The sequence below is a fragment of the Bacillus sp. MUM 13 genome (assembly GCF_001866725.1).
In the GTDB taxonomy this organism is placed as follows: Bacteria; Bacillota; Bacilli; order Bacillales; family DSM-1321; genus Peribacillus.
The window spans coordinates 49231-71849 of sequence record NZ_MLYQ01000019.1 but is presented as its reverse complement, the minus strand read 5'-3'; the positions used below and the strand labels follow the sequence as shown (position 1 = coordinate 71849).

20 protein-coding genes are annotated in these 22619 nt (G+C 40.9%); 19 read left to right on the top strand and 1 reads right to left on the bottom strand.

What is annotated here, in order from left to right; translation table 11 throughout:
- Positions 1–49: 49 nt before the first annotated feature.
- Positions 50–334 (bottom strand): DUF6509 family protein, encoded by a 285-nt coding sequence (locus tag BIV59_RS06780; protein WP_071350706.1) that lies wholly within the window; start codon positions 332–334, stop codon positions 50–52.
- A 348-nt stretch (positions 335–682) separates the two neighbouring features.
- On the opposite strand from BIV59_RS06780, the gene BIV59_RS06775 reads away from it, so the two are divergent.
- The 19 genes from BIV59_RS06775 to BIV59_RS06685 all read left to right on the top strand — a co-directional run bounded on the left by BIV59_RS06775 (position 683) and on the right by BIV59_RS06685 (position 22619).
- Positions 683–1408, top strand: a complete 726-nt coding sequence (locus BIV59_RS06775) for a GntR family transcriptional regulator (RefSeq protein ID WP_071350705.1) — start codon at positions 683–685, stop codon at positions 1406–1408.
- 87 nt (positions 1409–1495) lie between these two features.
- Complete coding sequence (locus tag BIV59_RS06770; protein WP_071350704.1) at positions 1496–2581, top strand: BMP family lipoprotein; 1086 nt, start codon at positions 1496–1498, stop codon at positions 2579–2581.
- A gap of 180 nt (positions 2582–2761) precedes the next feature.
- Positions 2762–4297: an ABC transporter ATP-binding protein gene (locus BIV59_RS06765; protein WP_071350703.1), complete on the top strand. Its 1536-nt coding sequence runs from the start codon at positions 2762–2764 to the stop codon at positions 4295–4297.
- The gene (locus BIV59_RS06760) at positions 4290–5336 is read left to right on the top strand and encodes an ABC transporter permease (RefSeq protein WP_071350702.1); all 1047 of its coding nucleotides are present in this window, start codon (positions 4290–4292) and stop codon (positions 5334–5336) included. Before BIV59_RS06765 ends, BIV59_RS06760 begins: the two co-directional genes overlap by 8 nt.
- Positions 5337–5375: 39 nt before the next feature.
- A complete protein-coding gene (locus tag BIV59_RS06755; RefSeq protein ID WP_071350711.1) occupies positions 5376–6296 on the top strand; it encodes an ABC transporter permease in 921 nt (306 codons plus the stop codon).
- A gap of 318 nt (positions 6297–6614) precedes the next feature.
- A complete protein-coding gene (gene yfmF, locus BIV59_RS06750) occupies positions 6615–7892 on the top strand; it encodes an EF-P 5-aminopentanol modification-associated protein YfmF (protein ID WP_071350701.1) in 1278 nt (425 codons plus the stop codon).
- Positions 7892–9178, top strand: a complete 1287-nt coding sequence (yfmH, locus tag BIV59_RS06745; RefSeq protein WP_071350710.1) for an EF-P 5-aminopentanol modification-associated protein YfmH — start codon at positions 7892–7894, stop codon at positions 9176–9178. Before yfmF ends, yfmH begins: the two co-directional genes overlap by 1 nt.
- Positions 9179–9379: 201 nt before the next feature.
- Entirely contained in the window at positions 9380–10105 is a 726-nt protein-coding gene (ymfI, locus tag BIV59_RS06740) for an elongation factor P 5-aminopentanone reductase (protein ID WP_071350709.1), read from the top strand.
- Between the two features lie 81 nt (positions 10106–10186).
- Complete coding sequence (locus BIV59_RS06735; protein WP_071350700.1) at positions 10187–10447, top strand: DUF3243 domain-containing protein; 261 nt, start codon at positions 10187–10189, stop codon at positions 10445–10447.
- Positions 10448–10837: 390 nt separating this feature from the next.
- Positions 10838–11629, top strand: coding sequence for a DUF3388 domain-containing protein (locus tag BIV59_RS06730; RefSeq protein WP_071350699.1), 792 nt, complete (start codon positions 10838–10840; stop codon positions 11627–11629).
- Between the two features lie 8 nt (positions 11630–11637).
- Positions 11638–12537, top strand: coding sequence for a helix-turn-helix domain-containing protein (locus BIV59_RS06725; RefSeq protein WP_346417305.1), 900 nt, complete (start codon positions 11638–11640; stop codon positions 12535–12537).
- Between the two features lie 172 nt (positions 12538–12709).
- Positions 12710–13294, top strand: a complete 585-nt coding sequence (gene pgsA / locus BIV59_RS06720; protein WP_071350697.1) for a CDP-diacylglycerol--glycerol-3-phosphate 3-phosphatidyltransferase — start codon at positions 12710–12712, stop codon at positions 13292–13294.
- 168 nt (positions 13295–13462) lie between these two features.
- Positions 13463–14707, top strand: coding sequence for a competence/damage-inducible protein A (locus BIV59_RS06715; protein WP_071350696.1), 1245 nt, complete (start codon positions 13463–13465; stop codon positions 14705–14707).
- Positions 14708–15191: 484 nt separating this feature from the next.
- A complete protein-coding gene (gene recA / locus BIV59_RS06710; protein WP_071350695.1) occupies positions 15192–16238 on the top strand; it encodes a recombinase RecA in 1047 nt (348 codons plus the stop codon).
- 412 nt (positions 16239–16650) lie between these two features.
- Positions 16651–18210 carry a ribonuclease Y gene (gene rny / locus BIV59_RS06705; RefSeq protein ID WP_071350694.1) on the top strand — a complete coding sequence of 520 codons (1560 nt, stop codon included), beginning with the start codon at positions 16651–16653 and terminating at the stop codon, positions 18208–18210.
- Between the two features lie 143 nt (positions 18211–18353).
- Positions 18354–19151: a TIGR00282 family metallophosphoesterase gene (locus BIV59_RS06700; protein ID WP_071350693.1), complete on the top strand. Its 798-nt coding sequence runs from the start codon at positions 18354–18356 to the stop codon at positions 19149–19151.
- A 218-nt stretch (positions 19152–19369) separates the two neighbouring features.
- Positions 19370–19630, top strand: a complete 261-nt coding sequence (spoVS, locus tag BIV59_RS06695; protein ID WP_003211281.1) for a stage V sporulation protein SpoVS — start codon at positions 19370–19372, stop codon at positions 19628–19630.
- A 95-nt stretch (positions 19631–19725) separates the two neighbouring features.
- Positions 19726–20640, top strand: coding sequence for a dipeptidase (locus tag BIV59_RS06690; RefSeq protein WP_071350692.1), 915 nt, complete (start codon positions 19726–19728; stop codon positions 20638–20640).
- 242 nt (positions 20641–20882) lie between these two features.
- Entirely contained in the window at positions 20883–22619 is a 1737-nt protein-coding gene (locus BIV59_RS06685; protein ID WP_071350691.1) for a 2-oxoacid:acceptor oxidoreductase subunit alpha, read from the top strand.

Genomic DNA, 22619 nt, shown 5'->3' with positions numbered 1-22619 from the left:
CTGCTGTTTTTAGGGTTTTTCTTGACCACATCGCTAAGAACAGAAGTATTTATGAGAGATGTTCTTTACAGAAGTTTTCTAGCAATTTCACTTCTTCCTCTTCTAAATCAAAGTCCAAAAGCTCTTCCGATTCCTTTTCATGAATATCATACTTCAGGATTCCTTCACGGGTTTCCTCGATGGTATATAAAACCCTGATATATAAGCCTTTTTCGCTATAAAGCTCATCGTCCTCAGGAACCTCAATATCTAGGAAAAACTCATAGCGCTGTCCTGTAAGGATACCAAATGGATCAATCAGGGGCTCGGAAGTATAGGAAATAATTGTTAGCATATAAACATCCTCTCAATTTATGGAGTTGTAAGCATGGACCATAAGACCTGCTTTATTATAAAACAAACCCATGGATACGAAAAAAACACTTTATAAATAATAGCATACACAAGTACAAAACGGAAGCGCCATATCCAGCTGAAGTATAGATATGTCAAGGTTTTTAAAGGTGTTTTCAATTTATTGGCTTAGCAATTAACTGATAATTTTGCCTATACTATTTTTTTTGATTAATTTCAAATCTCTATTTATTTATATTTGAAAAAATGTTATAGTAATTTTCGATTAGTAGGAATGATTGAACATCAGATGTCTGATGTCTTAAGAATTATAGTTGGAGGAACCTGCATGTCTATCAAGTCAGATAATCGGCATTTGTATTTGCAAGTCATTGACCGGCTTAAACAAGACATAGAAGAAGGGATTTATAAAGAAAAAGAAAAATTGCCTTCTGAATTTGATCTTGCCAAAGAGCTGGGAGTAAGCAGGGCTACTTTGCGTGAGGCGCTGCGCATTCTCGAAGAAGAGAATGTCATCATACGCCGCCACGGAGTTGGAACCTTTGTTAATGCACAGCCGATGTTTTCATCTGGCATAGAACAGCTTAACAGTGTAACAAACATGATTAAACAAGCAGGCATGAAGCCTGGGACTATTTTCTTAAGTTCTATCACACAAAGTCCGGCAGAAGAAGATTTACGGCGGTTTTCATGTTCACCTGAAGATTCAATCGTTTTAATAGAAAGGGTAAGGACTGCAAACGGCGAACCGGTTGTTTATTGCATTGATAAGATACCGGAAAGTATATTGCCGGAAGCTTTTTCACATCAGGACGAATCGCTCTTCGATATCCTGGAAAAGGAAGCAAGCCGGAAAATATCACATGCAGTCGCAAAAATTGAGCCTATAGGCTATCACGAGAAGATTTCTCCAATTCTTGAATGCGACCCTGAAGCAGCATTGCTTGTATTAAAACAAATGCATTATGATGAAAATGAAGAGCCGATTCTTTATTCCGTAAACTACTTTAAGGCAGATATGTTCAGTTTTCATGTTCTCAGGAAAAGAATATAATTTTTTAAGAGACTTGAAAACGCCAACAGAATTTAAATTCACAACATTTCTACTAAATCAACTATCATTCCGTAGGGGGTACAAACCTTGAAAAAGCGTAAAATGGGCTTAGCACTATCATTGGTACTGGCTGCTGGTACACTGTTAGGTGCATGCGGCAAAAGCGATGACAATTCAAGCAAAAACGGTGATTCCAAGAAAGACAACTTTACTGTGGCTATGGTAACGGATACCGGTGGCGTGGATGATAAGTCCTTTAACCAATCCGCTTGGGAAGGTCTTCAGGCTTTCGGCAAAGACAACAACCTGCAAAAAGGAACAAGCGGTTTTGATTATGCGCAATCAAAATCAGATGCGGATTACACTACAAACCTTAATACCCTTGTCCGCAATAAGTTTGATTTGATTTTCGGAATTGGCTATAAGCTGGCTCCAGACGTAGAAAAGATTGCTGATCAGCGCAAGGATTCCAAATTTGCAATCGTTGACTCTGTTGTAAATAAACCAAATGTTGCGAGCATCACTTTTAAAGAGCAAGAAGGTTCATTCCTTGCGGGTGTAGTTGCAGCCAAATCGACTAAAACAAAGAAAATCGGTTTTATTGGCGGAGTAGACGGCGAACTAATCAACAAGTTTGAGGTTGGTTTCATTGCCGGTGTTAAATCTGTTGACAAAAGCATTGATGTAAAAGTGCAGTATGCAGGAGATTTCGCTAAGCCTGATGTGGGCAAAACAATTGCAACAAGCATGTACACTTCTGGAATAGATATCATTTATCATGCTGCTGGCGGAACTGGCACTGGAGTATTCACTGCTGCTAAAGAACTTAAGAAAAAAGATCCATCAAAAGATGTTTGGGTAATCGGTGTAGACCGTGACCAAACAGAAGAAGGCAAGCTTCAAGCTGGCGGCAAAGACTACAACGTTACATTAACTTCAATGGTTAAACGTGTTGATATTGCAGTTCAAGATCTTGCCAAGAAAACTAAAGATGGCCAATTCCCTGGCGGAAAAGTCATCGAATATGGACTGAACGAAAATGCAATCAGTGTACCTGATTCTAACATCTCTCCTGAAGCTAAGACAGCTTTGGATGAGTGGACTAAGAAAGTTAAAGCAGGAAGTGTGAAAATTCCTGCAACACGCGCAGAATTAAAATCAATGGGTTATTAATTTTCATGGAAGGAATAAATAAGCTGAAAAGCCTTTTATTCCTTCTTCTTAACTGAAAAACCAGAAAATTCAAATGAAAGACTATAAAAGATTATGGTTTTTCATTTGAACTTTCAAAAATTTCAGGCTTCACTGGCAATCTAATGAATTTGCATTCATCTTTTTAGGAGCTGATTATAATTGGAATATGTAATTGAGATGCTTAATATCCGAAAGGAATTTCCGGGAATCGTAGCCAACGACAATGTCACGCTGCAGGTAAAAAAGGGTGAAATCCATGCTCTGCTTGGGGAAAATGGAGCGGGTAAATCTACCCTTATGAACGTCCTTTTTGGGCTATATCAGCCAGAAAGAGGAGAAATAAAGGTTAAAGGAAAGCCAGTGAAAATCACAAACCCGAATATTGCGAATGAATTGGGAATCGGGATGGTGCATCAGCATTTTATGCTAGTTGATCCTTTTACAGTTACAGAAAATATCATTCTTGGAAAAGAGCCTTCTAAAGCAGGGAAGATTAATTTAAAGACTGCCAATAAAGAAGTGCACGGCTTATCTGAACGCTACGGCCTGAGTGTCAATCCGGAAGCTAAGATTTCAGATATCTCTGTCGGCATGCAGCAGAGAGTGGAAATTCTGAAAACCCTATACAGAGGGGCGGAGATTCTGATTTTCGATGAGCCAACAGCGGTCCTGACTCCCCAGGAAATAAAAGAGTTAATGGCTATCATGAAAGCTCTTGTCAAAGAGGGCAAGTCTATTATTCTTATTACCCATAAACTTAAAGAGATAATGGAAGTATGTGATCGGGTTACAGTCATCCGCAAAGGCCAGGGGATTGGCACGGTAAATGTAAGTGAAACAGATCCGGATGCCCTGGCAAGCCTTATGGTTGGGCGGGATGTCGTATTCAAAACAGAAAAAAGTGAAGCAAATCCGGCAGGCCAGGTGCTTGAAATATCAAACCTTAATGTAAAAGACTCGCGGGGAGTTTATGCAGTTAAAAATTTGAATCTTTCTGTGAGAGCCGGTGAAATTGTCGGTATCGCTGGTGTAGATGGCAACGGGCAGTCAGAACTTATCGAGGCAATTACCGGTCTTAAAAAATCCGAATCTGGAACGGTGAAAATAGGCGGAAAAGAAATCCAAAATCAGTCTCCAAGAAAAATAACACACTCGGGAGTAGGACATATTCCTCAGGATAGGCATAAACATGGGCTTGTACTGGATTATTCCATTGGAGAAAATATCGTATTGCAGTCATACAAGGATCATCCTTTCTCAAAAGGAGGCATTCTGAAATACAACAAGATTTATGAAAAAGCCAGGGCGTTGATCAGTGAGTATGATGTCAGAACTCCAAGTGAATATACACCGGCAAGAGCCCTTTCAGGAGGCAACCAGCAAAAAGCGATAATCGGCCGTGAAGTGGACCGGAATCCGGATCTTTTGATTGCAGCACAGCCGACAAGGGGTCTTGATGTCGGGGCCATAGAATTTATCCATAAACGTTTGATTGAGCAGCGGGACCAGGGCAAGGCTGTTTTGCTAATTTCCTTCGAGCTTGATGAAATCATGAATGTAAGTGATCGAATAGCAGTAATTTATGAAGGTGAAATAGTAGCTATCGTGAATCCTAAGGAAACAACAGAGCAGGAACTGGGATTATTGATGGCAGGAAGCAAGAGAATGGAAGCAGGTGGGGCGTCAAATGTCTAAGAAACTATTAAACTTATCAATTCCGGTTATCTCTGTATTGCTTGGCCTTATTGCAGGTGCCATAATCATGCTTGTCAGCGGATATGACCCTATTGCGGGCTATTCAGCTATGCTGCAAGGAATTTTCGGAGAAAGCTATTATGTCGGGGAATCCATCCGGCAGATTACTCCTTACATTTTGTCTGGTCTGGCTGTAGCTTTTGCTTTTAGAACAGGCCTATTCAATATCGGGGTTGAAGGACAGCTGATTGTTGGCTGGTTCGCTTCAGTATGGGTGGGACTTGCATTCGACCTGCCCAAAGTGATTCATTTGCCGCTTGCCCTGCTAGCAGGGGCGCTCGCAGGTGCTTTATGGGCATTCATTCCCGGACTGTTAAAAGCAAGATTCAGGGTCCATGAGGTTATTGTAACCATCATGCTGAATTATACTGCCCTGCATCTGACCAATTACTTGATTGCCAATGTTCTGACAGACAAGAAAGACCAGACGGATCCTATTCATAACAGCGCATCCCTTAGTTCTGGCTTCCTTCAGGGAATAACAGATTTTTCAAGGCTGCACTGGGGTATTGTCATTGCAATCATATGCGCCATAGTGATGTGGTTTATTCTTGAGAAAACAACAACAGGATTTGAATTAAAAGCTGTAGGATTTAATCAGCATGCTTCTGAATACGCAGGAATGAGCGTAAACCGCAACATTATCATGTCCATGGTTATCTCTGGGGCGTTTGCTGGGCTTGCCGGTTCCATGGAGGGACTTGGAACGTTCGGGTACGCTGCCATCAAAAACGGTTTTACAGGGGTAGGCTTTGACGGCATAGCCGTTGCACTTCTCGGCGGCAATACAGCCATTGGCGTGGTGCTCGCAGCTATGCTATTTGGAGGATTGAAGACTGGGGCGCTGAATATGCCGCTTGCAGCAAATGTTCCAAATGAAATAGTTGATATAGTAATAGCTTTAATTATCTTTTTTGTTGCTTCAAGCTATTTCATTCGCTTGATAATAAATCGTTTTTTCAAGAAGGGGGTGAAATAAGTGGATTTCTATCAAATTCTGCAAATTATCGTTCCAGCTATGATCGCTCTTGCAGCTCCACTTATCTTCACTGCGCTAGGCGGCGTTTTCTCAGAACGGACCGGTGTAGTCAACATCGGGCTGGAAGGATTAATGGTCATTGGCGCATTTGTCAGTATCGTATTTGATTTAACGTTCGCAGATCAGCTGGGAAGCTGGACACCATGGATTTCAGTAATTGTTGCCATGGTTGCAGCCATGATTTTTTCCCTTCTTCATGCTGTGGCTACCATAACCTTCCGTGCCGACCAGACAGTCAGCGGTGTCGCCATCAATTTGCTTGCCGTAGGATTAACGCTGTTCCTGGTGAAGCTGATTTATGGAAAAGGCCAGACTGATGTTATTCAGGCTACTTTTAATAAAGTGGATATTCCTGTATTAAGTGATATACCAGTTATCGGAAAAATCTTTTTCTCAGACGGCTATTATGTGTCATATATAGCAATTTTGCTTGCTGTAGCTGTATGGTATATTATCTATAAAACTCCAGTGGGGCTTCGTATCCGTGCAGTTGGTGAACACCCAATGGCAGCAGATACTATGGGAGTCAGCGTTTTTAAAATCAGATATTTAGGCGTTATGCTATCTGGCGCTCTTGGCGGAATCGGCGGTGCTGTCCACGCATTGACAGTAACAAATGACTTCAGTCACTCAACTATTAATGGACAGGGCTTTATGGCGCTGGCTGCCATGATATTCGGAAAGTGGCATCCGCTGGGCGCAATGGGAGCTGGACTATTCTTCGGACTAGCTCAAAGCTTGAGTGTTGTCGGAGCGAGTCTGCCATTTTTCAAGGATATTCCTCCGGTTTACCTGCTCATTGCTCCATATGTACTGACCATTATCGCACTAACAGGTTTCATCGGACGGGCAGATGCTCCAAAGGCATCCGGTCAGCCATATATTAAAGGAAAAAGATAATGTTTCCGAACTAAAGAACCAGGCAGATGCCGGGTTCTTTTTTTAGTCTTTTCTTATATATAGCTGTTTTTTTATGTGTTCTGTGAGGTCATTCCACCATTAAACCAGCTGCCAATTTCCATAACAATAAAGTTTATGGAAACAGCTTTTCTTTGAAAGGTAAAATATAATAATATTATGTTAACTAAAATTGAATAAAGTTCTTCCAGCTTGCATGAATTTTCCTTTGCCATGTATATTTGAAGTAGATGTTTAAAAGCAGTGTAACTGCTAACACTAACACAAAATGGCTTTAATATAGAAAAGGAGGACGATTTGATGGCAATTGCTTCAGATCTTATCAGGAAAATACCTGGCTGCACACTTCACATCGTACCAACAGATAAATATAAAACGAATACCATTGTTTTTAAAATGAAGGCGCCCCTTGAAGCAGAGACGGTTACAAAGCGCGCCTTGCTGCCTTATGTACTGCAAAACAGCTCTCATAAGTATCCAACAACCCCTTCTTTCAGGTCGTATCTCGATGAATTGTACGGAGCCAGTTTTTATGTGGATACTGCAAAAAAAGGGGAAAATCATATAATCAGTTTCACCATTGAAATCGCGAATGAAAAATTTCTCAGTGATTCTGAACCGCTGCTTGAGAAGGCGATTGCGCTTTTATCAGAAGTGATCTTTCATCCAAATAAAAATGGAGAGTCTTTCTCCTCTGAGGCTTTTACAAATGAAAAAAGATCGCTTAAACAGCGTATTTCTTCTGTTTACGATGATAAAATGCGTTATGCCGCTACAAGACTTGTGGAAGAAATGTGCAAGAATGAACCCTATGCACTGGATGCTTCCGGCAAAATGGATGATCTTGAAAGCATAACCCCTGAATCTTTATACACATATTATGTTCAAGCGTTAAAAAATGATCAAATTGATATTTATGTAATAGGTGACATACAAGAAGAACGTACAGAGCAATTGATTAAAACCTATATAAACCTCGAAGAGAGGACTCCTGTTTCAAGCAAAAGCGTGCAGAAGCATCCTGGAGAAGCGAATGAAGTGATTGAAACACAGGATATTAAACAGGGAAAGCTGAATGTTGGCTACAGAACCAATGTTTTGTACGGAGACCCTGAATATTATGCACTTCAGCTTTTTAACGGCATTTTCGGCGGATTTTCACATTCCAAGCTATTTATCAATGTAAGGGAGAAAGCAAGCCTGGCCTATTACGCTTCTTCAAGGGTTGAGAGCCATAAAGGCCTGCTGATTGTGATGTCTGGAATTGAAAATGAAAATTATGATAAGGCGATGAGAATCATCCATGAACAAATGAAAGAAATGAAAGAAGGCAATTTCTCGGATGATGAGTTATCCCAGACAAAAGCTGTAGTGAAAAACCAGCTCCTTGAGACAATTGATGTTGCGAGAGGCCTTGTGGAAATACTCTACCATAATGTCGTGGCTGGAACGGATATTTCGCTTGATGAATGGCTGGAGAAAACAGAACAGACTACAAAGGAAGAAGTTCTTTCAATTGCCAAAAAAGTCGAGCTTGATACTGTATATTTCTTAACAGGAAAAGAGGTGGAGGCATGATGGAGAAGATTACATTTGAACAGCTTGGGGAAGAGCTGTTTCATGAAAAAATGGAAAATGGCCTCGAAGTGTACATATTGCCTAAAAAAGGTTTTAATAAGTCATACGCAACCTTTACCACTAAGTATGGCTCTGTAGATAATCATTTCAAGCCGCTTGGCAAAAATGAATTCTTAAAGGTACCGGACGGAATTGCCCATTTCCTGGAGCATAAACTTTTTGAAAAAGAAGATGGAGATGTTTTTCAGCAGTTCAGCAAGCAGGGTGCTTCTGCAAATGCATTTACTTCATTCACAAGGACTGCTTACCTGTTTTCCAGTACATCAGAGTTTGAAAAGAATCTAAAAACACTGGTGGATTTTGTACAGGAACCTTATTTTTCGGATAAGACCGTAGAAAAAGAAAAAGGCATCATCGGGCAGGAAATTAATATGTATGACGATAATCCTGATTGGCGCCTATATTTCGGCTGCATTGAGAATATGTATAAGCACCATCCGGTTAAAATTGATATTGCAGGTACGGTTGCTTCTATTGCCGACATTACAAAAGAGCTCCTATATGAATGCTATGGCACATTTTATCACCCAAGCAACATGCTGCTGTTTATAGTCGGACCGGTAGACGCAGGGAAGCTCATGGATGATATCAGAAATAACCAATTAAGCAAGGATTACAAAGATCAGCCTGATATTCAGAGAAAGTTTGAGGAGGAACCCCCTGAAGTTGCCAAAAAGAGCCAGACAATCAGAATGAACGTGCAGACTCCTAAGGTAATGATGGGTGTAAAAGCGGTAAATGTAAACCAGTCAGGAAAAGAAATGCTGAAAGCTGAATTAGCAGCTAATCTTCTTTTGGAAATGCTTTTCGGAAAAAGCTCTCCGCTGCATGATGAGCTTTATAATGAAGGGCTGATTGATCAAAGCTTTTCTTATGATTATACCCAGGAGCAAGGCTTTGGCTTTGCATTGGTCGGCGGAGACACAGAACAGCCTGAGCAATTGACCGAAAAACTCAGGACTATTTTGTTAAGCGCTAAATCAGGTAAGGGAATCAGCGAAGAAAGCTTAAGCAGGACGATAAAAAAGAAAATAGGATCTTTTCTCCGTTCCTTGAATTCGCCTGAATATATAGCGAATCAATTTACACGCTATGCTTTTAATGATATGAACTTGTTTGATGTCGGTCCTGCCCTTGAAGAAATATCTTTCAAGGATATCCAAAAAACGGCAGCTGAGTTAATTGATGAAGACAGAATTACCGTTTGTCAGGTCCTTCCTAAGTAAAAATCGGATAATCCAAAAAGCCCTTTTAGAATCTAAAAGGGCTTGAGTCCATTCTTATTTTAATGGCGGGATATAGTAAGAAGACTTTGAGAATTACTGAATGAGTTGAAATACACTTGCCTCCCGGGGGCAGCGATGCAGGCGGGAAACCGCAGAGGGCGGAAAACAACAGATTTAATAAAAGAAGACGGGGGAGAGGAAATGGAAAAAAGATTTGTTCTTGTTACAGGAGCAAGCGGAGGAATTGGCAGGGCAATTTCAGCAAAACTTGCACACGAAGGCTATTCTCTTTATTTACATTATAATAAAAATCGGCAGGGTGCAGAACAGCTTGCTAAAGAACTTCAGCACCTCGATATAGAACTGATTCCTGTGCAGGCCGACTTGGGGGAACCGAATGGGTATAAAACACTGGCTCAAAACATCTTCAGTCTACACTCAGTAGTTTTAAACAGCGGAATGAGCCATTATGGACTGATTTCCGAGGCTGACCATGAAACGGTCAGGCAAATGGTCCAGCTGAACATAACGAGTCCCTATGAGCTCACAAGGGAACTGCTTCCAAAGCTGTTCAATCAGGAGTCTGCTTCCATTGTGGCGATAACCTCCATTTGGGGACAAACCGGCGCTTCGTGCGAGGCACTATACTCGATGGTTAAAGGAGGGCAAAATGCTTTTGTGAAAGCCTTAAGCAAGGAACTATCCTTAAATGGCATAAGGGTGAATGCAGTTGCACCAGGAGCAATTTCCACTTCTATGATGGAAACCTTTTCGAAGGATGAACTTGAGTCAATAAAAGAAAGCGTTCCAATGGGAAGAATAGGCCTTCCTGATGAAGTGGCAGAGGCTGTTTCTTTTTTGCTTTCCCAAAAAGCATCCTACATTACCGGACAAATACTTGGAGTGAATGGCGGCTGGTATACATAAATATTTTTTTAGCAGGTGAATAATATATCACTTTCCTTCACACAATAACTCTGTACTATACGAAGGAAAGGATGATCACAAATGTCTGTATTGGAAAATTGGGATCAATGGAAAAATTTTTTAGGCGACAGATTGAATCAAGGACAAAAACAAGGTCTTGAACAAGAGTCAGTCAATCAATTGGCATTTGAAATCGGGGATTATCTTGCCAAGCAAGTAGACCCAAAAAACGAACAAGAGCGTGTTTTAGCAGATCTATGGTCTGTGGCAAACGAAGATGAAAAACATGCTATTGCTTCCATGATGGTCAGATTAGTTGAAAATAATGGAACTGGCGAGTAAGAAAAGTGAAATGAAAGAGCCGGGAGCAAGCGCTGCAAGAGCCTTGTTCCCGGCTCTTTTTGTGCTGTATTTTCCAATTCTTTTACCATAAAACATCATTGCATCCGAATTTAGAGCAAAGAATTAATCTATGTAAAACATTCATTTTATTTCCATGTAAACCTATATTATCCTTAATAAGCGGTGTTTTTTTTCTGCTTATTCTTGTTTATATGAAAACCTGAAAATGAATTGCTTTTTAGAAAGGTTTTCCCTTTTAACTTGCTGTAAAATGCTATATTATAGAAGCTAGGCTAGAAAGATATACTTTTATAGGGGAAACCCGTCCGGACTGCCCGTGCGCACCGGTTTACTATACGAGGATTGATCCTGGCATTGGGAGTTGGTTTAATGGAAACTAAAGAGTGGTATTTTGAATACGAAATACAAGTGAACCGCCCTGGTTTATTAGGCGATATTTCCTCATTGCTGGGAATGCTGTCCATAAATATTGTAACGATTAACGGTGTGGATGAAGGCAGGCGCGGGATGCTCTTATATGCTGAAGATCAAAGGAATATCGAGAGGTTTCAGTCCATTCTTTTAACCATGGATACAATCAAGGTGATAAAGCTTAGAGAACCCAAACTGCGCGACAGGCTGGCAGTCAGGCATGGACGATACATCCAAAGAGATGCCGATGAAAAGAATACTTTCCGCTTTGTCAGGGATGAACTTGGATTGCTTGTAGACTTTATGGCGGAGCTGTTTAAGCAAGAAGGCCATAAGCTAATAGGGATCAGAGGGATGCCGCGGGTCGGAAAGACAGAATCAATTGTAGCATCGAGTGTCTGTGCAAATAAAAGGTGGCTGTTTGTTTCTTCGACATTATTGAAACAGACCATTCGCAGCCAGCTGATTGAAGATGAATATAATAATGATAATTTATTTATCCTAGATGGCATCGTTTCTACAAGAAGAGCCAACGAAAGACACTGGCAGCTTGTGAGGGAAATCATGCGATTGAATGCTGTAAAGGTGATTGAACATCCTGATGTATTTGTACAGAATACCGAATATACACTGGATGATTTTGATTACATTATTGAACTTAGGAATAATCCTGAAGAGGAAATTACATATGAAGCAGTTGAACAAAATGGGCGATTTTCAGATTCTGATTTTGGTTCATTTGATTTTTAAAATGGTAGGTGTTTTATTTGACGGAACTAGGAAATAGGCTTAAAGAAGCAAGAGAAGCAAAAGGAATGAGTCTGGATGATTTGCAGGAAGCTACTAAAATCCAAAAAAGGTACCTTATAGGCATTGAAGAAGGAAACTATGAAATGATGCCTGGCAAGTTTTATGTCCGCGCATTTATTAAGCAGTATTGTGAAGCGGTTGGGCTGGATCCAGAAGGTATTTTCGAGGAATATAAGAATGATGTGCCTGCAGTCCATCATGATGAATTGCCGGAGCAGCTATCAAGAGTGCAATCGAGAAAAACCATTTCACCCGGAACATCAAAATTCATGGAGCTTTTTCCAAGAATTTTGGCAGCAGTTTTGGTTATTGGCGTATGTATCCTCATTTGGGTGTTAATATCTAAATATGTGAACAATTCTGACGAAAAAACCCAAAAAAACGAAAACAAGACAAGTCAATCAGTGGACTATAATGAAAACAAAAATTCTCCTCTGAAAAAAAATGATCAGAAAAAAGGAACTGCCGCAAAACAGCAAGACAAAAACACCAAAACAGAGAAGCCTGCTGCCGAAAAACCGGTTCAAGCATTAACGAAAACCAGCATAAGCGGCAAGTACACCACCTATACCCTCAAAAATGCACAGAGCTTTAAGCTTAAGGTAGCATCTAAAGGGCAAACCTGGGTAGGAGTCAAAAATGGAACTGGAAAACTGTTTTTCCAGGGCATTCTGAAGAAAAATGAAAGCAAGGATATCGATTTTTCAAATGAAGCAGAAGCAGTCATTATAATTGGTAATGCTAGTGATACTGAGATATCTGTAAATGATGAAAAACTGGAATATGCGATTTCTCCTTCAAAAATGGTCACTCAAACTATCACAATCCAGTTTGATAAGTCGAAATAGTCATCTTTAAGGTGACTATTTTTCACTTCATTGTTTAATGGGGGCATGTAAGGTAAACTGCTGAAATTGGTTGATTGCCAATTTTTTGCTGTTTTTTTTCTGTATTTCCTCATGAAATATATATCAACAGTAAAACATACTAATTGTAAGCACATATTTGGAGGGTAAAACTGTGAATCTGCCTAATAAAATTACTATCTCAAGAATTTTTTTAATACCTGTATTTATGATTATCATGTTAGTTCCATTCTCTTGGGGCACTGTTTCTCTTGGAGATTTTACGCTGCCGGTTACACACTTGATCGGGGCAATCATATTCATCATTGCATCGGCGACTGACTGGATAGATGGTTATTATGCCCGAAAGCTGAATCTTGTTACTAACTTCGGGAAATTTCTGGATCCTCTTGCTGATAAGCTTTTGGTTTCTGCAGCATTGATTATTCTAGTAGACCTTAATCTGGCAGAACATTTATCGTGGATTGTCATCATTATCATAAGCCGTGAATTTGCGGTTACAGGTCTGCGCCTGATTCTTGCCGGAACCGGAGAAGTTGTGGCAGCCAATATGCTTGGCAAAGTAAAGACATGGACTCAGATTATTGCTATTGCGGCATTATTGCTGCACAATTTTCCTTTTGAATTCATTTCAATTCCTTTTGCTGAAATCATGCTCTGGATTGCCCTGATTTTCACTGTTTGGTCCGGTTTGGATTATTTTGTCAAAAACAAGGAAGTTTTCAAAAACTCCAAATAAGCTGCCTTAAAAAAAGCGGTATTTTAAGGGGACCGAGAAACCAGGACTGCTTCTGGCATTCTCGGTCCTTAGGCCGTTTTAAAGCCGTGGAGGTAAGCGGTAATAGTTTACCTCGCCATACTTAAGGTAAATATATGGTGTGAATGATTATAATCAGGAGGTCTTTTAATGGATGCAGAAATCATTGCAGTAGGATCTGAGCTGCTTTTGGGGCAAATCGCAAATACAAATGGGCAATTTCTTTCCAGGCAATTTGCAGAAATGGGAATCAACGTTTTTTACCATACTGTTGCAGGAGACAATGCCGGCCGGCTGAAATCGGCTATTGAAGCAGCAGAAAAAAGAGCAGACTTAATTGTTTTCACAGGAGGGCTCGGGCCGACAAAAGACGATTTGACAAAAGAAACAATATCAAAGCATTTAGGGAAAAAACTTGTTTATGATGAGGCGGCATTAGCCTCCATCAAGACCTACTTTCAAAAAACCGGGCGTGAAATGACTGAAAATAATAAAAAGCAAGCACTCATACTGGAAGGCTCGGAGGTCTTGCCCAATGATCACGGCATGGCGCCGGGAATGGTGCTGGATTCCGATGGAAAAACATATATGCTTCTCCCCGGACCCCCGAAAGAAATGAATCCAATGTTCGTTTCATACGGCCATAAAATCTTGATGGGCAAACTTGATAAACATGAAATTATTGAATCAAAGGTTCTCCGTTTTTTCGGAATCGGTGAAGCTCTGCTTGAGACAAGAATTGCTGATTTACTGGATGGACAAGGCAATCCGACAATTGCGCCTCTTGCCTCTGATGGAGAAGTTACATTAAGAATCACAGCTAAAAACGAATCCAGGGAAAAGTGCGCTGAGCTAATCCGGCAGGCTGAAAAGAGCATTATGGAACGGGTTGGCAAGTATTACTATGGCGAGGGAGAAACTTCGCTTATCAAAGAGCTGGTTAAGGAAATGACTGCAAGAGGACTTACAGTTGCAGCAGCTGAAAGCCTTACTGGAGGCATGTTTCAGGAACAGCTTACAACCATTCCAGGGGCAGGGAAAATTTTCAAGGGCGGTATTGTTGCCTATTTAACAGAAGTGAAAGAGAAAGTACTGAAGATCACTCCAGAAACTATTTCTTTACATGGAGTTGTCAGCATGGAATGCGCCGGGGAAATGGCTGTAAATATCAGGGCAATGATGGATGCTGACGTGGGCATCAGCTTTACTGGTGTGGCTGGGCCCGATGAACAAGAAGGAAAGCCTGTTGGCACTGTTTTTATAGGAATTTCAATTGGTGATAAAAAACCAATCATTGAACGGTTAAATCTTTCAGGCAGCCGGGCTCAGATCCGGATGAGAAGCGTGAAATATGGATGCCGCTTTCTGATTCACCGTTTAATAGATTTTATCTGAGGAATGGATTTGACGGTGATAAAGATTTGTCCTAATTTACACTCAAGCTTTTATAGCGGTCCGGCTCCTTTTGATCACGTTTTCTTTGGAATCATTGATGGCAGAAGCAGGGGCAAATCAATAAACAGATTTTGAGTAAAAAGGATATTTTTCTTTCATTTATTGCTTGGAAATCAAATGTTCACCAGGCAAAAACGGTATTTTGCTTTTCTTCTTAGAGATAAAAAAAACGAATGAATGTTCGATTTTTTGCTTGGCAAATGAAAGAAAAAAGTATATAGTAGAGATAGGTTATGAGATGAGCTGCAATCGTTCAATTGCTTGTTTCTGATAGCAGCATCACTGATAACACTGCCCCGGAAACAAAAGAGGGAACCAGATTAGCAGGCGGAAGAACAACAAATACATCAGGAAATTCTTACATTTAAAATAGAATGAATTTGGGCTGGATATCCGGCTGATAGATTATAGAGGAGGAACTTTAGTGGGAGATCGTCAAGCGGCATTAGAAATGGCTTTAAAACAAATTGAAAAGCAATTCGGCAAGGGTTCAATCATGAAATTAGGAGAACAGTCAGACCGGAGAATATCCACTATATCCAGCGGCTCGCTTGCACTGGATGTTGCGCTCGGAGTTGGCGGGTATCCCCGCGGCCGTGTCATTGAAATTTATGGCCCGGAAAGTTCAGGTAAAACAACAGTTGCGCTGCATGCTATTGCAGAAGTACAGGCAAATGGGGGACAGGCAGCGTTCATAGATGCTGAACATGCTTTAGACCCGGCCTATTCCCAAAAATTAGGCGTTAATATTGATGAGCTGCTGCTTTCCCAGCCGGATACCGGCGAGCAGGCATTGGAAATTGCAGAAGCACTAGTGCGAAGCGGCGCTGTGGATATCATTGTTATTGACTCTGTTGCGGCCCTAGTTCCTAAAGCAGAGATTGAAGGAGAAATGGGAGACTCCCATGTGGGCCTCCAGGCAAGATTGATGTCCCAGGGTCTAAGGAAGCTTTCTGGTGCAATAAACAAATCCAATACGATTGCTATTTTCATAAACCAGATTCGTGAAAAAATCGGTGTGATGTTCGGAAATCCCGAAACGACTCCTGGGGGACGTGCTCTAAAATTCTATTCAACTGTCCGGCTTGAAGTCAGACGTGCTGAACAGCTGAAACAGGGCAATGATGTAGTGGGAAATAAGACAAAAATAAAAGTTGTAAAGAACAAGGTTGCCCCGCCATTCCGCCAGGCAGAAGTTGATATTATGTATGGTGAAGGTATTTCCCGTGAAGGTGAAATCATTGATATGGGCTCTGATCTTGACATCGTACAAAAAAGCGGATCATGGTATTCATACAATGATGAGCGTCTTGGCCAAGGACGAGAGAATGCAAAATTGTTCTTGAAAGAAAACAAGTCCCTTCAGCAGGAAGTTGTAAAGAAAATCAGGGATCATTATAACCTGGATGGAGAACATTTTGCTGAAGCAGAAGAAGAAGATGACCAAAACGGATTAGAATTGGAAGATTGAAAACAGGGGGCTAAGCATAATGCTTGGCCTCTTTTTTTATACTTTTAGATATATAGGAAAGAGGGTTAAAACCTTGACCGGAAGGAGGCTGCTAATTTAGGTTTTCTAGCATAACGGAGCCTTTGCCTGCTTGTAAGTGATGCTTTGGCATTTGTAAATATACAGCATGGCTGCCTGTTAAGAAAGAGATCAAGCAGAGAAACTGTTTCATCCTTCTGAATATTCATAAACAGTAAGGTCAACCCCTTGACAATAAAATTTCTCAACTATACAATTAACATGTATATTTTACATTTTTTCAAACTGATACTTTAAAAAGCCAAGTGCTGTGTATTGAAGTTATGTACAATGTACTTGCTGACAGTTCAAATTAATGATGTAAAAAAAAGTTCATAGCAAGGGAGGTGAAACGATGGAACCCATAACAATCATCTCCATTTTGCTTGGCCTATTCGTCGGTGCAGTTGTTGGCTATTTTGTGCATAAAACTAAGTCTGAAAACAAAATAGCAGGGGCTAGAGGCTCTGCAGAACAAATCCTTGAGGATGCTAAACGTGAAGCGGACGCCTTGAAAAAGGAAGCCTTATTGGAAGCAAAAGACGAAATTCACAAGCTTCGTTCTGATTCTGAACGTGAAGTTCGGGAACGAAGGACTGAATTGCAAAAACAGGAAAATCGATTATTGCAAAAAGAAGAGAACCTTGACCGTAAAGATGATACGTTAGATAAACGTGAAAACCTTTTGGAAAAGAAAGAAGATTCTCTGAACCAAAGACAACAGCATATTGAAGAGATGGAAAGCAAAGTGGACGAGATGGTTCGTAAGCAGCAAACAGAGCTGGAGCGTGTATCGAGCTTAACACGCGAAGAAGCGAAGTCGATTATTATTGATCGTACTGAGAATGAACTGGCCCATGATATTGCACTTATGATTAAAGAAAGTGAAAATCGCGCTAAAGAAGAATCCGATAAAAAAGCGAAGGAAGTTCTTTCTCTGGCTATTCAGCGTTGTGCGGCTGATCACGTAGCAGAAACCACCGTTTCTGTCGTGAATTTGCCAAATGATGAAATGAAGGGCCGTATTATCGGCCGCGAAGGGCGAAATATCCGTACGTTAGAAACACTGACAGGCATTGATTTAATTATTGATGATACTCCTGAAGCAGTTATTTTATCCGGATTCGACCCGATTAGGCGCGAAACTGCTCGATTGGCACTGGAAAAACTGGTGCAGGATGGACGTATTCACCCTGCCCGCATTGAAGAAATGGTGGACAAGTCCAGGCGTGAAGTGGATGAGCATATTCGTGAAATTGGTGAACAAACCACTTTTGAAGTTGGTGTTCACGGGCTCCATCCGGATCTCATTAAAATTCTAGGACGATTGAAATTCCGTACAAGCTATGGACAAAACGTTCTGAAGCATTCTATTGAGGTAGCCCAATTGTCAGGTTTATTAGCTGCCGAGCTGGGTGAAGATGAAACCCTTGCCCGCCGTGCAGGTTTGCTGCATGATATCGGAAAGGCAATTGACCATGAAGTGGAAGGAAGCCACGTCGAAATTGGTGTTGAACTTGCTACTAAGTATAAGGAACACCCAGTAGTGATAAACAGTATTGCTTCCCATCATGGCGATACTGAGCCAACCTCAGTCATAGCCGTTCTGGTAGCTGCCGCTGACGCTCTTTCTGCCGCAAGGCCTGGAGCCCGCAGTGAAACACTGGAAAATTACATCCGCAGACTTGAAAAGCTGGAGGAAATCTCTGAATCCTATGATGGAGTCGAGAAGTCATTCGCTATCCAAGCTGGCCGTGAGGTAAGGATTATGGTCAAGCCTGAACAAATCGATGATTTAGAAGCGCATCGTCTTGCGAGGGATATCCGTAAACGGATTGAAGAGGAATTGGATTATCCGGGACATATTAAAGTTACAGTCATCAGGGAAACCAGGGCTGTGGAATACGCAAAATAAACAAAGCGGAGATTCTCCGCTTTGTTTTTTTTCTGCGGCATATATCAATTGCCGCGTTCCCTGAAAGGCTGGAGGATAGTATGATACAATGAGAGAGATGTACTGCAAAAACTTACATGTAATAGAGAAAGGGACTACTAAATATGAAATTGCTTTTTGTTGGTGATGTCGTGGGTTCTCCAGGCAGAGATATGCTAAAAGAGTACCTGCCGAAAATGAAGGAAAAATTCAAGCCGCATATCACGATTGTGAATGGTGAAAATGCTGCTGGAGGACGCGGCATTACTGAAAAAATATATCGTGAATTCCTCGGATGGGGTGCACAGGCAGTGACATTAGGAAATCATGCATGGGATAACCGTGAAATATTTGAGTTTATTGATGATGCCAAATATCTTGTCAGGCCAGCAAATTTTCCTGAGGAAACTCCAGGTGAAGGATTAAAGTTTCTTAAACTTAATCAGTATGAAATTGCCATTATTAATCTGCAAGCCAGGACGTTTATGCCTGCATTGGATTGTCCGTTTCGTAAAGCGGAAGAACTTGTTGCTGAGGCGAGAAAAAGGACGCCTATCATTTTTGTAGACTTTCACGGAGAAGCTACAAGCGAAAAACAGGCAATGGGCTGGTTTTTAGATGGACAAGTTTCAGCTGTGATTGGAACTCATACGCATGTGCAGACAGCTGATCAGCGGATACTTCCGGGCGGGACAGCTTATTTATCAGATGCAGGAATGACCGGTCCGTATGACGGTATTTTGGGAATGGAAAAAGAAGCTGTCATCCACAGGTTTTTGACAAGTCTTCCAGTCCGATTCGAAGTGCCGAAAACTGGGAGAACAGTGCTAAGTGCGGTATTAATTGATATAGATGAAAAAACCGGTAAATCCCGAAAAATAGATACGATTTTAATTAATGAGGATCATCCATTCTATCATTAAGCATCCGCCTTTTTACCGTCGTGCATAGGAGGCAATGCAGCTATCTTCGGTCTGGCCCATTTGGCGCCGCCTCTTTTCCAGGCTCTTTCCATGATAGTGTGACAAGTTATTTTCTGTGACATGTCATACTGTTTTAAAATGGTGAATATAGTATCAATGAAAAGAGTTATACCTTTTAAACAAGCGTGAAAAAGGTGGGAAAACAAGGAGGACTAGGAATGGAAATATTAAAGGTTTCAGCAAAATCTAATCCTAATTCTGTAGCAGGCGCACTTGCTGGTGTTCTAAGAGAAAGAGGAGCGGCAGAAATCCAGGCCATAGGAGCCGGTGCGTTAAATCAAGCCGTTAAGGCAGTAGCGATCGCAAGAGGGTTTGTCGCACCTAGTGGAGTAGACTTGATTTGTATTCCTGCCTTTACAGATATTTTGATTGATGGAGAAGAACGGACGGCTATTAAATTGATTGTTGAACCGAGATAATATATGATTCTTTGATAAGCCTGTTTGCAGCCTGTGCAAGCAGGTTGTTTTTTATCATATCCATATATATTATAGTAGCCAAAAGGGGTTTATTCGTGAATATATTTGATGCACATTGTGATGTGCTTATGAAGTTGTTTAACAATCCGTCATTTTCTTTTGACAGCGAATTGCTTCAATTATCATATGGGGCATTAAAAGCTGCAGGTAAAGTTCAATGCTTTGCTATTTATATACCAGAAAACGTCCATCCGGATATGAAGTTTATGGCTGCTTTATCACAGGTTCAATTATTCCATGAACGTATTTTGTCAAAGAAAGATATCATTTTCGTACAATCCAAACATGATATCGATCTTTTAAGAGAAGGGCAAATAGGGGCAATTTTGACTTTGGAAGGCTGCGATTGTATCGGCAATGATGTATTGAAGCTTCAGACACTCCTGAGACTTGGTGTTTCATCAGTTGGATTGACATGGAACTTTTCAAATCTTCTTGCAGATGGAGCCATGGAAGAAAGAGGGGGAGGTTTATCAGGTTTTGGAAAGCAAGCAGTGCGCGTTTTGAATGAAAATTTGATAACCTGTGATGTTTCGCATTTATCCGAGCATGCATTTTGGGATGTAATTGATTTGGCAGATCACGTAATTGCTTCTCATTCCAATGTATATCGCCTATGCTCTCACCCGAGAAATTTAAGAGATGAGCAGATCAAAGCAATGATTAAAAGACACAGCATGATTGGAATTACTTTTGTTCCTCAGTTTTTGACGGCAGGTAAAGAAGCCGCTATAAAAGATATATTGAATCATATAGACTATATTTGCAGTCTTGGTGGGGAAAACAATATTGGCCTTGGCTCTGACTTTGATGGCATAGACTATACTGTTGCTCATTTGGCTTCTTATAGAGATTACAGCAGGCTAATCAATGAACTGAGCAAGTTTTACCCAGCTGCCCTTGCAGAAAAAATTATTTGGAGTAATTTTTCGGAAAATTTCTACAAATAAACCGGTCATTCGATTCTATTTTTAAAAATAATGCAGAAATATGTAATATTCATTCATTTTCCATTTGATAATACCTAATTTTTTCCATATGTTTAAGTTGCATTTTTTAATGTTAAACGCTAGAATGGAAGCATTTAGTACACCTTTCTCTATCAAGAAAGAACGGTATTTTTATACATAATAATGCTGTTTTTAATGTGAGGTGCTAGTTGAGCAGATTACTATTCTAAGGGGTGTAGCGCATGATCAATCAGCTTTCCTGGAAAGTTGGAGGACAGCAAGGTGAAGGCATAGAAAGCACTGGAGAAATATTCTGTATTGCCCTGAATCGCATGGGTTATTATTTGTATGGATACCGCCATTTTTCTTCCCGGATAAAAGGGGGGCATACAAACAATAAGATTCGTGTAAGCACTAAGCAAACTAGATCTGTTTCAGATGATTTAGATATTCTTGTAGCTTTTGACCAGGAAACGATTGATGTGAATTATAAGGAACTGCATAATGGCGGTATTATCATTGCTGATGCCAAATTTGCACCTGTTTGCCCTGAAAACGCAAGCGCAGCCCTTTATGCTGTGCCATTTACGGATATTGCCTCTGAGCTTGGGACTTCTCTAATGAAAAATATGGTGGCCATAGGCGCTACATGTGCTGTTTTGGAAATGGATACGATTGTTTTCAGGGAAGTGGTACAGGAGATTTTCGGAAGAAAAGGCGAACAGATTGTCCAAAAAAATATGGAGGCCATTCAATCAGGCTATGAATCTATGAAGAGATTGATTGCAGGGAAACCAGTATCCATGGTGCTTCAAAAAGCGGACGGGCAAAAACGGCTGTTCATGATTGGAAACGATGCCATTGCTCTTGGAGCACTTGCGGGCGGGTGCCGGTTTATGGCTGCTTATCCCATTACGCCAGCGTCGGAAATTATGGAATATTTAATTAAAAAACTCCCGGCATTTGGAGGAACCGTAATTCAGACTGAAGATGAAATTGCTGCTGCCACGATGGCAATTGGTGCCGGCTATGGAGGTGTCCGCTCAATTACGGCTTCAGCCGGTCCTGGACTTTCATTAAAAATGGAAGCCATTGGACTATCAGGCATGACAGAAACCCCGCTTGTTATAGTAGATACACAAAGGGGAGGCCCGTCGACAGGATTGCCGACAAAGCAGGAACAATCTGACTTGATGGCAATGATATATGGCACACACGGGGAAATTCCGAAGATTGTTATTGCGCCAAGTACTGTAGAAGAAGCATTTTATGATACAGCAGAAGCAATGAACCTCGCGGAGGAATATCAATGCCCAGTCATAGTGCTTTCCGATTTGCAGCTTTCTCTCGGTAAACAAACGGTACAGCCCCTTGACAGCAGCAAGGTAGAAATCCGGAGGGGCAAGCTTTTGGAAGAAGATCTTCCTGACTTGGGGCCTAATGAATATTTTAAACGCTTTGAGCTGACGGCCGATGGCATTTCACCTCGTGTTCTTCCGGGGACAAAGAATGGAATTCACCATATAACAGGGGTAGAACATGATGAAACAGGAAAACCGTCTGAGTCGGCAGCCAATCGCAAGCTGCAAATGGAAAAAAGGATGAAGAAAATAAAAAACCTTTCCATATCTGAGCCGGTAGTGAAAAATGCCAAGCATAAAAAGGCAGATATCCTTCTTGTAGGTTTCAATTCTACCAGGGGAGCCATAGAAGAGGCAATGGAAAGACTGGAAGCTGATGGCATTAAAGCAAATCATGCTCATATACGTTTAATACACCCGTTTCCTGCTGATGAGCTTTTGCCCCTTATGCAAGCCACCGACAGGATTGCAGTGATTGAAAATAATGCTACAGGACAGCTCTCTAATTTAATAAAAATGAATGCAGGCCACATAGATAAAATCAGAAATATCCTGAAATATGACGGCAATCCATTCCTGCCGCATGAAATTCATTCACAATGCAAGGAGCTGTTATGA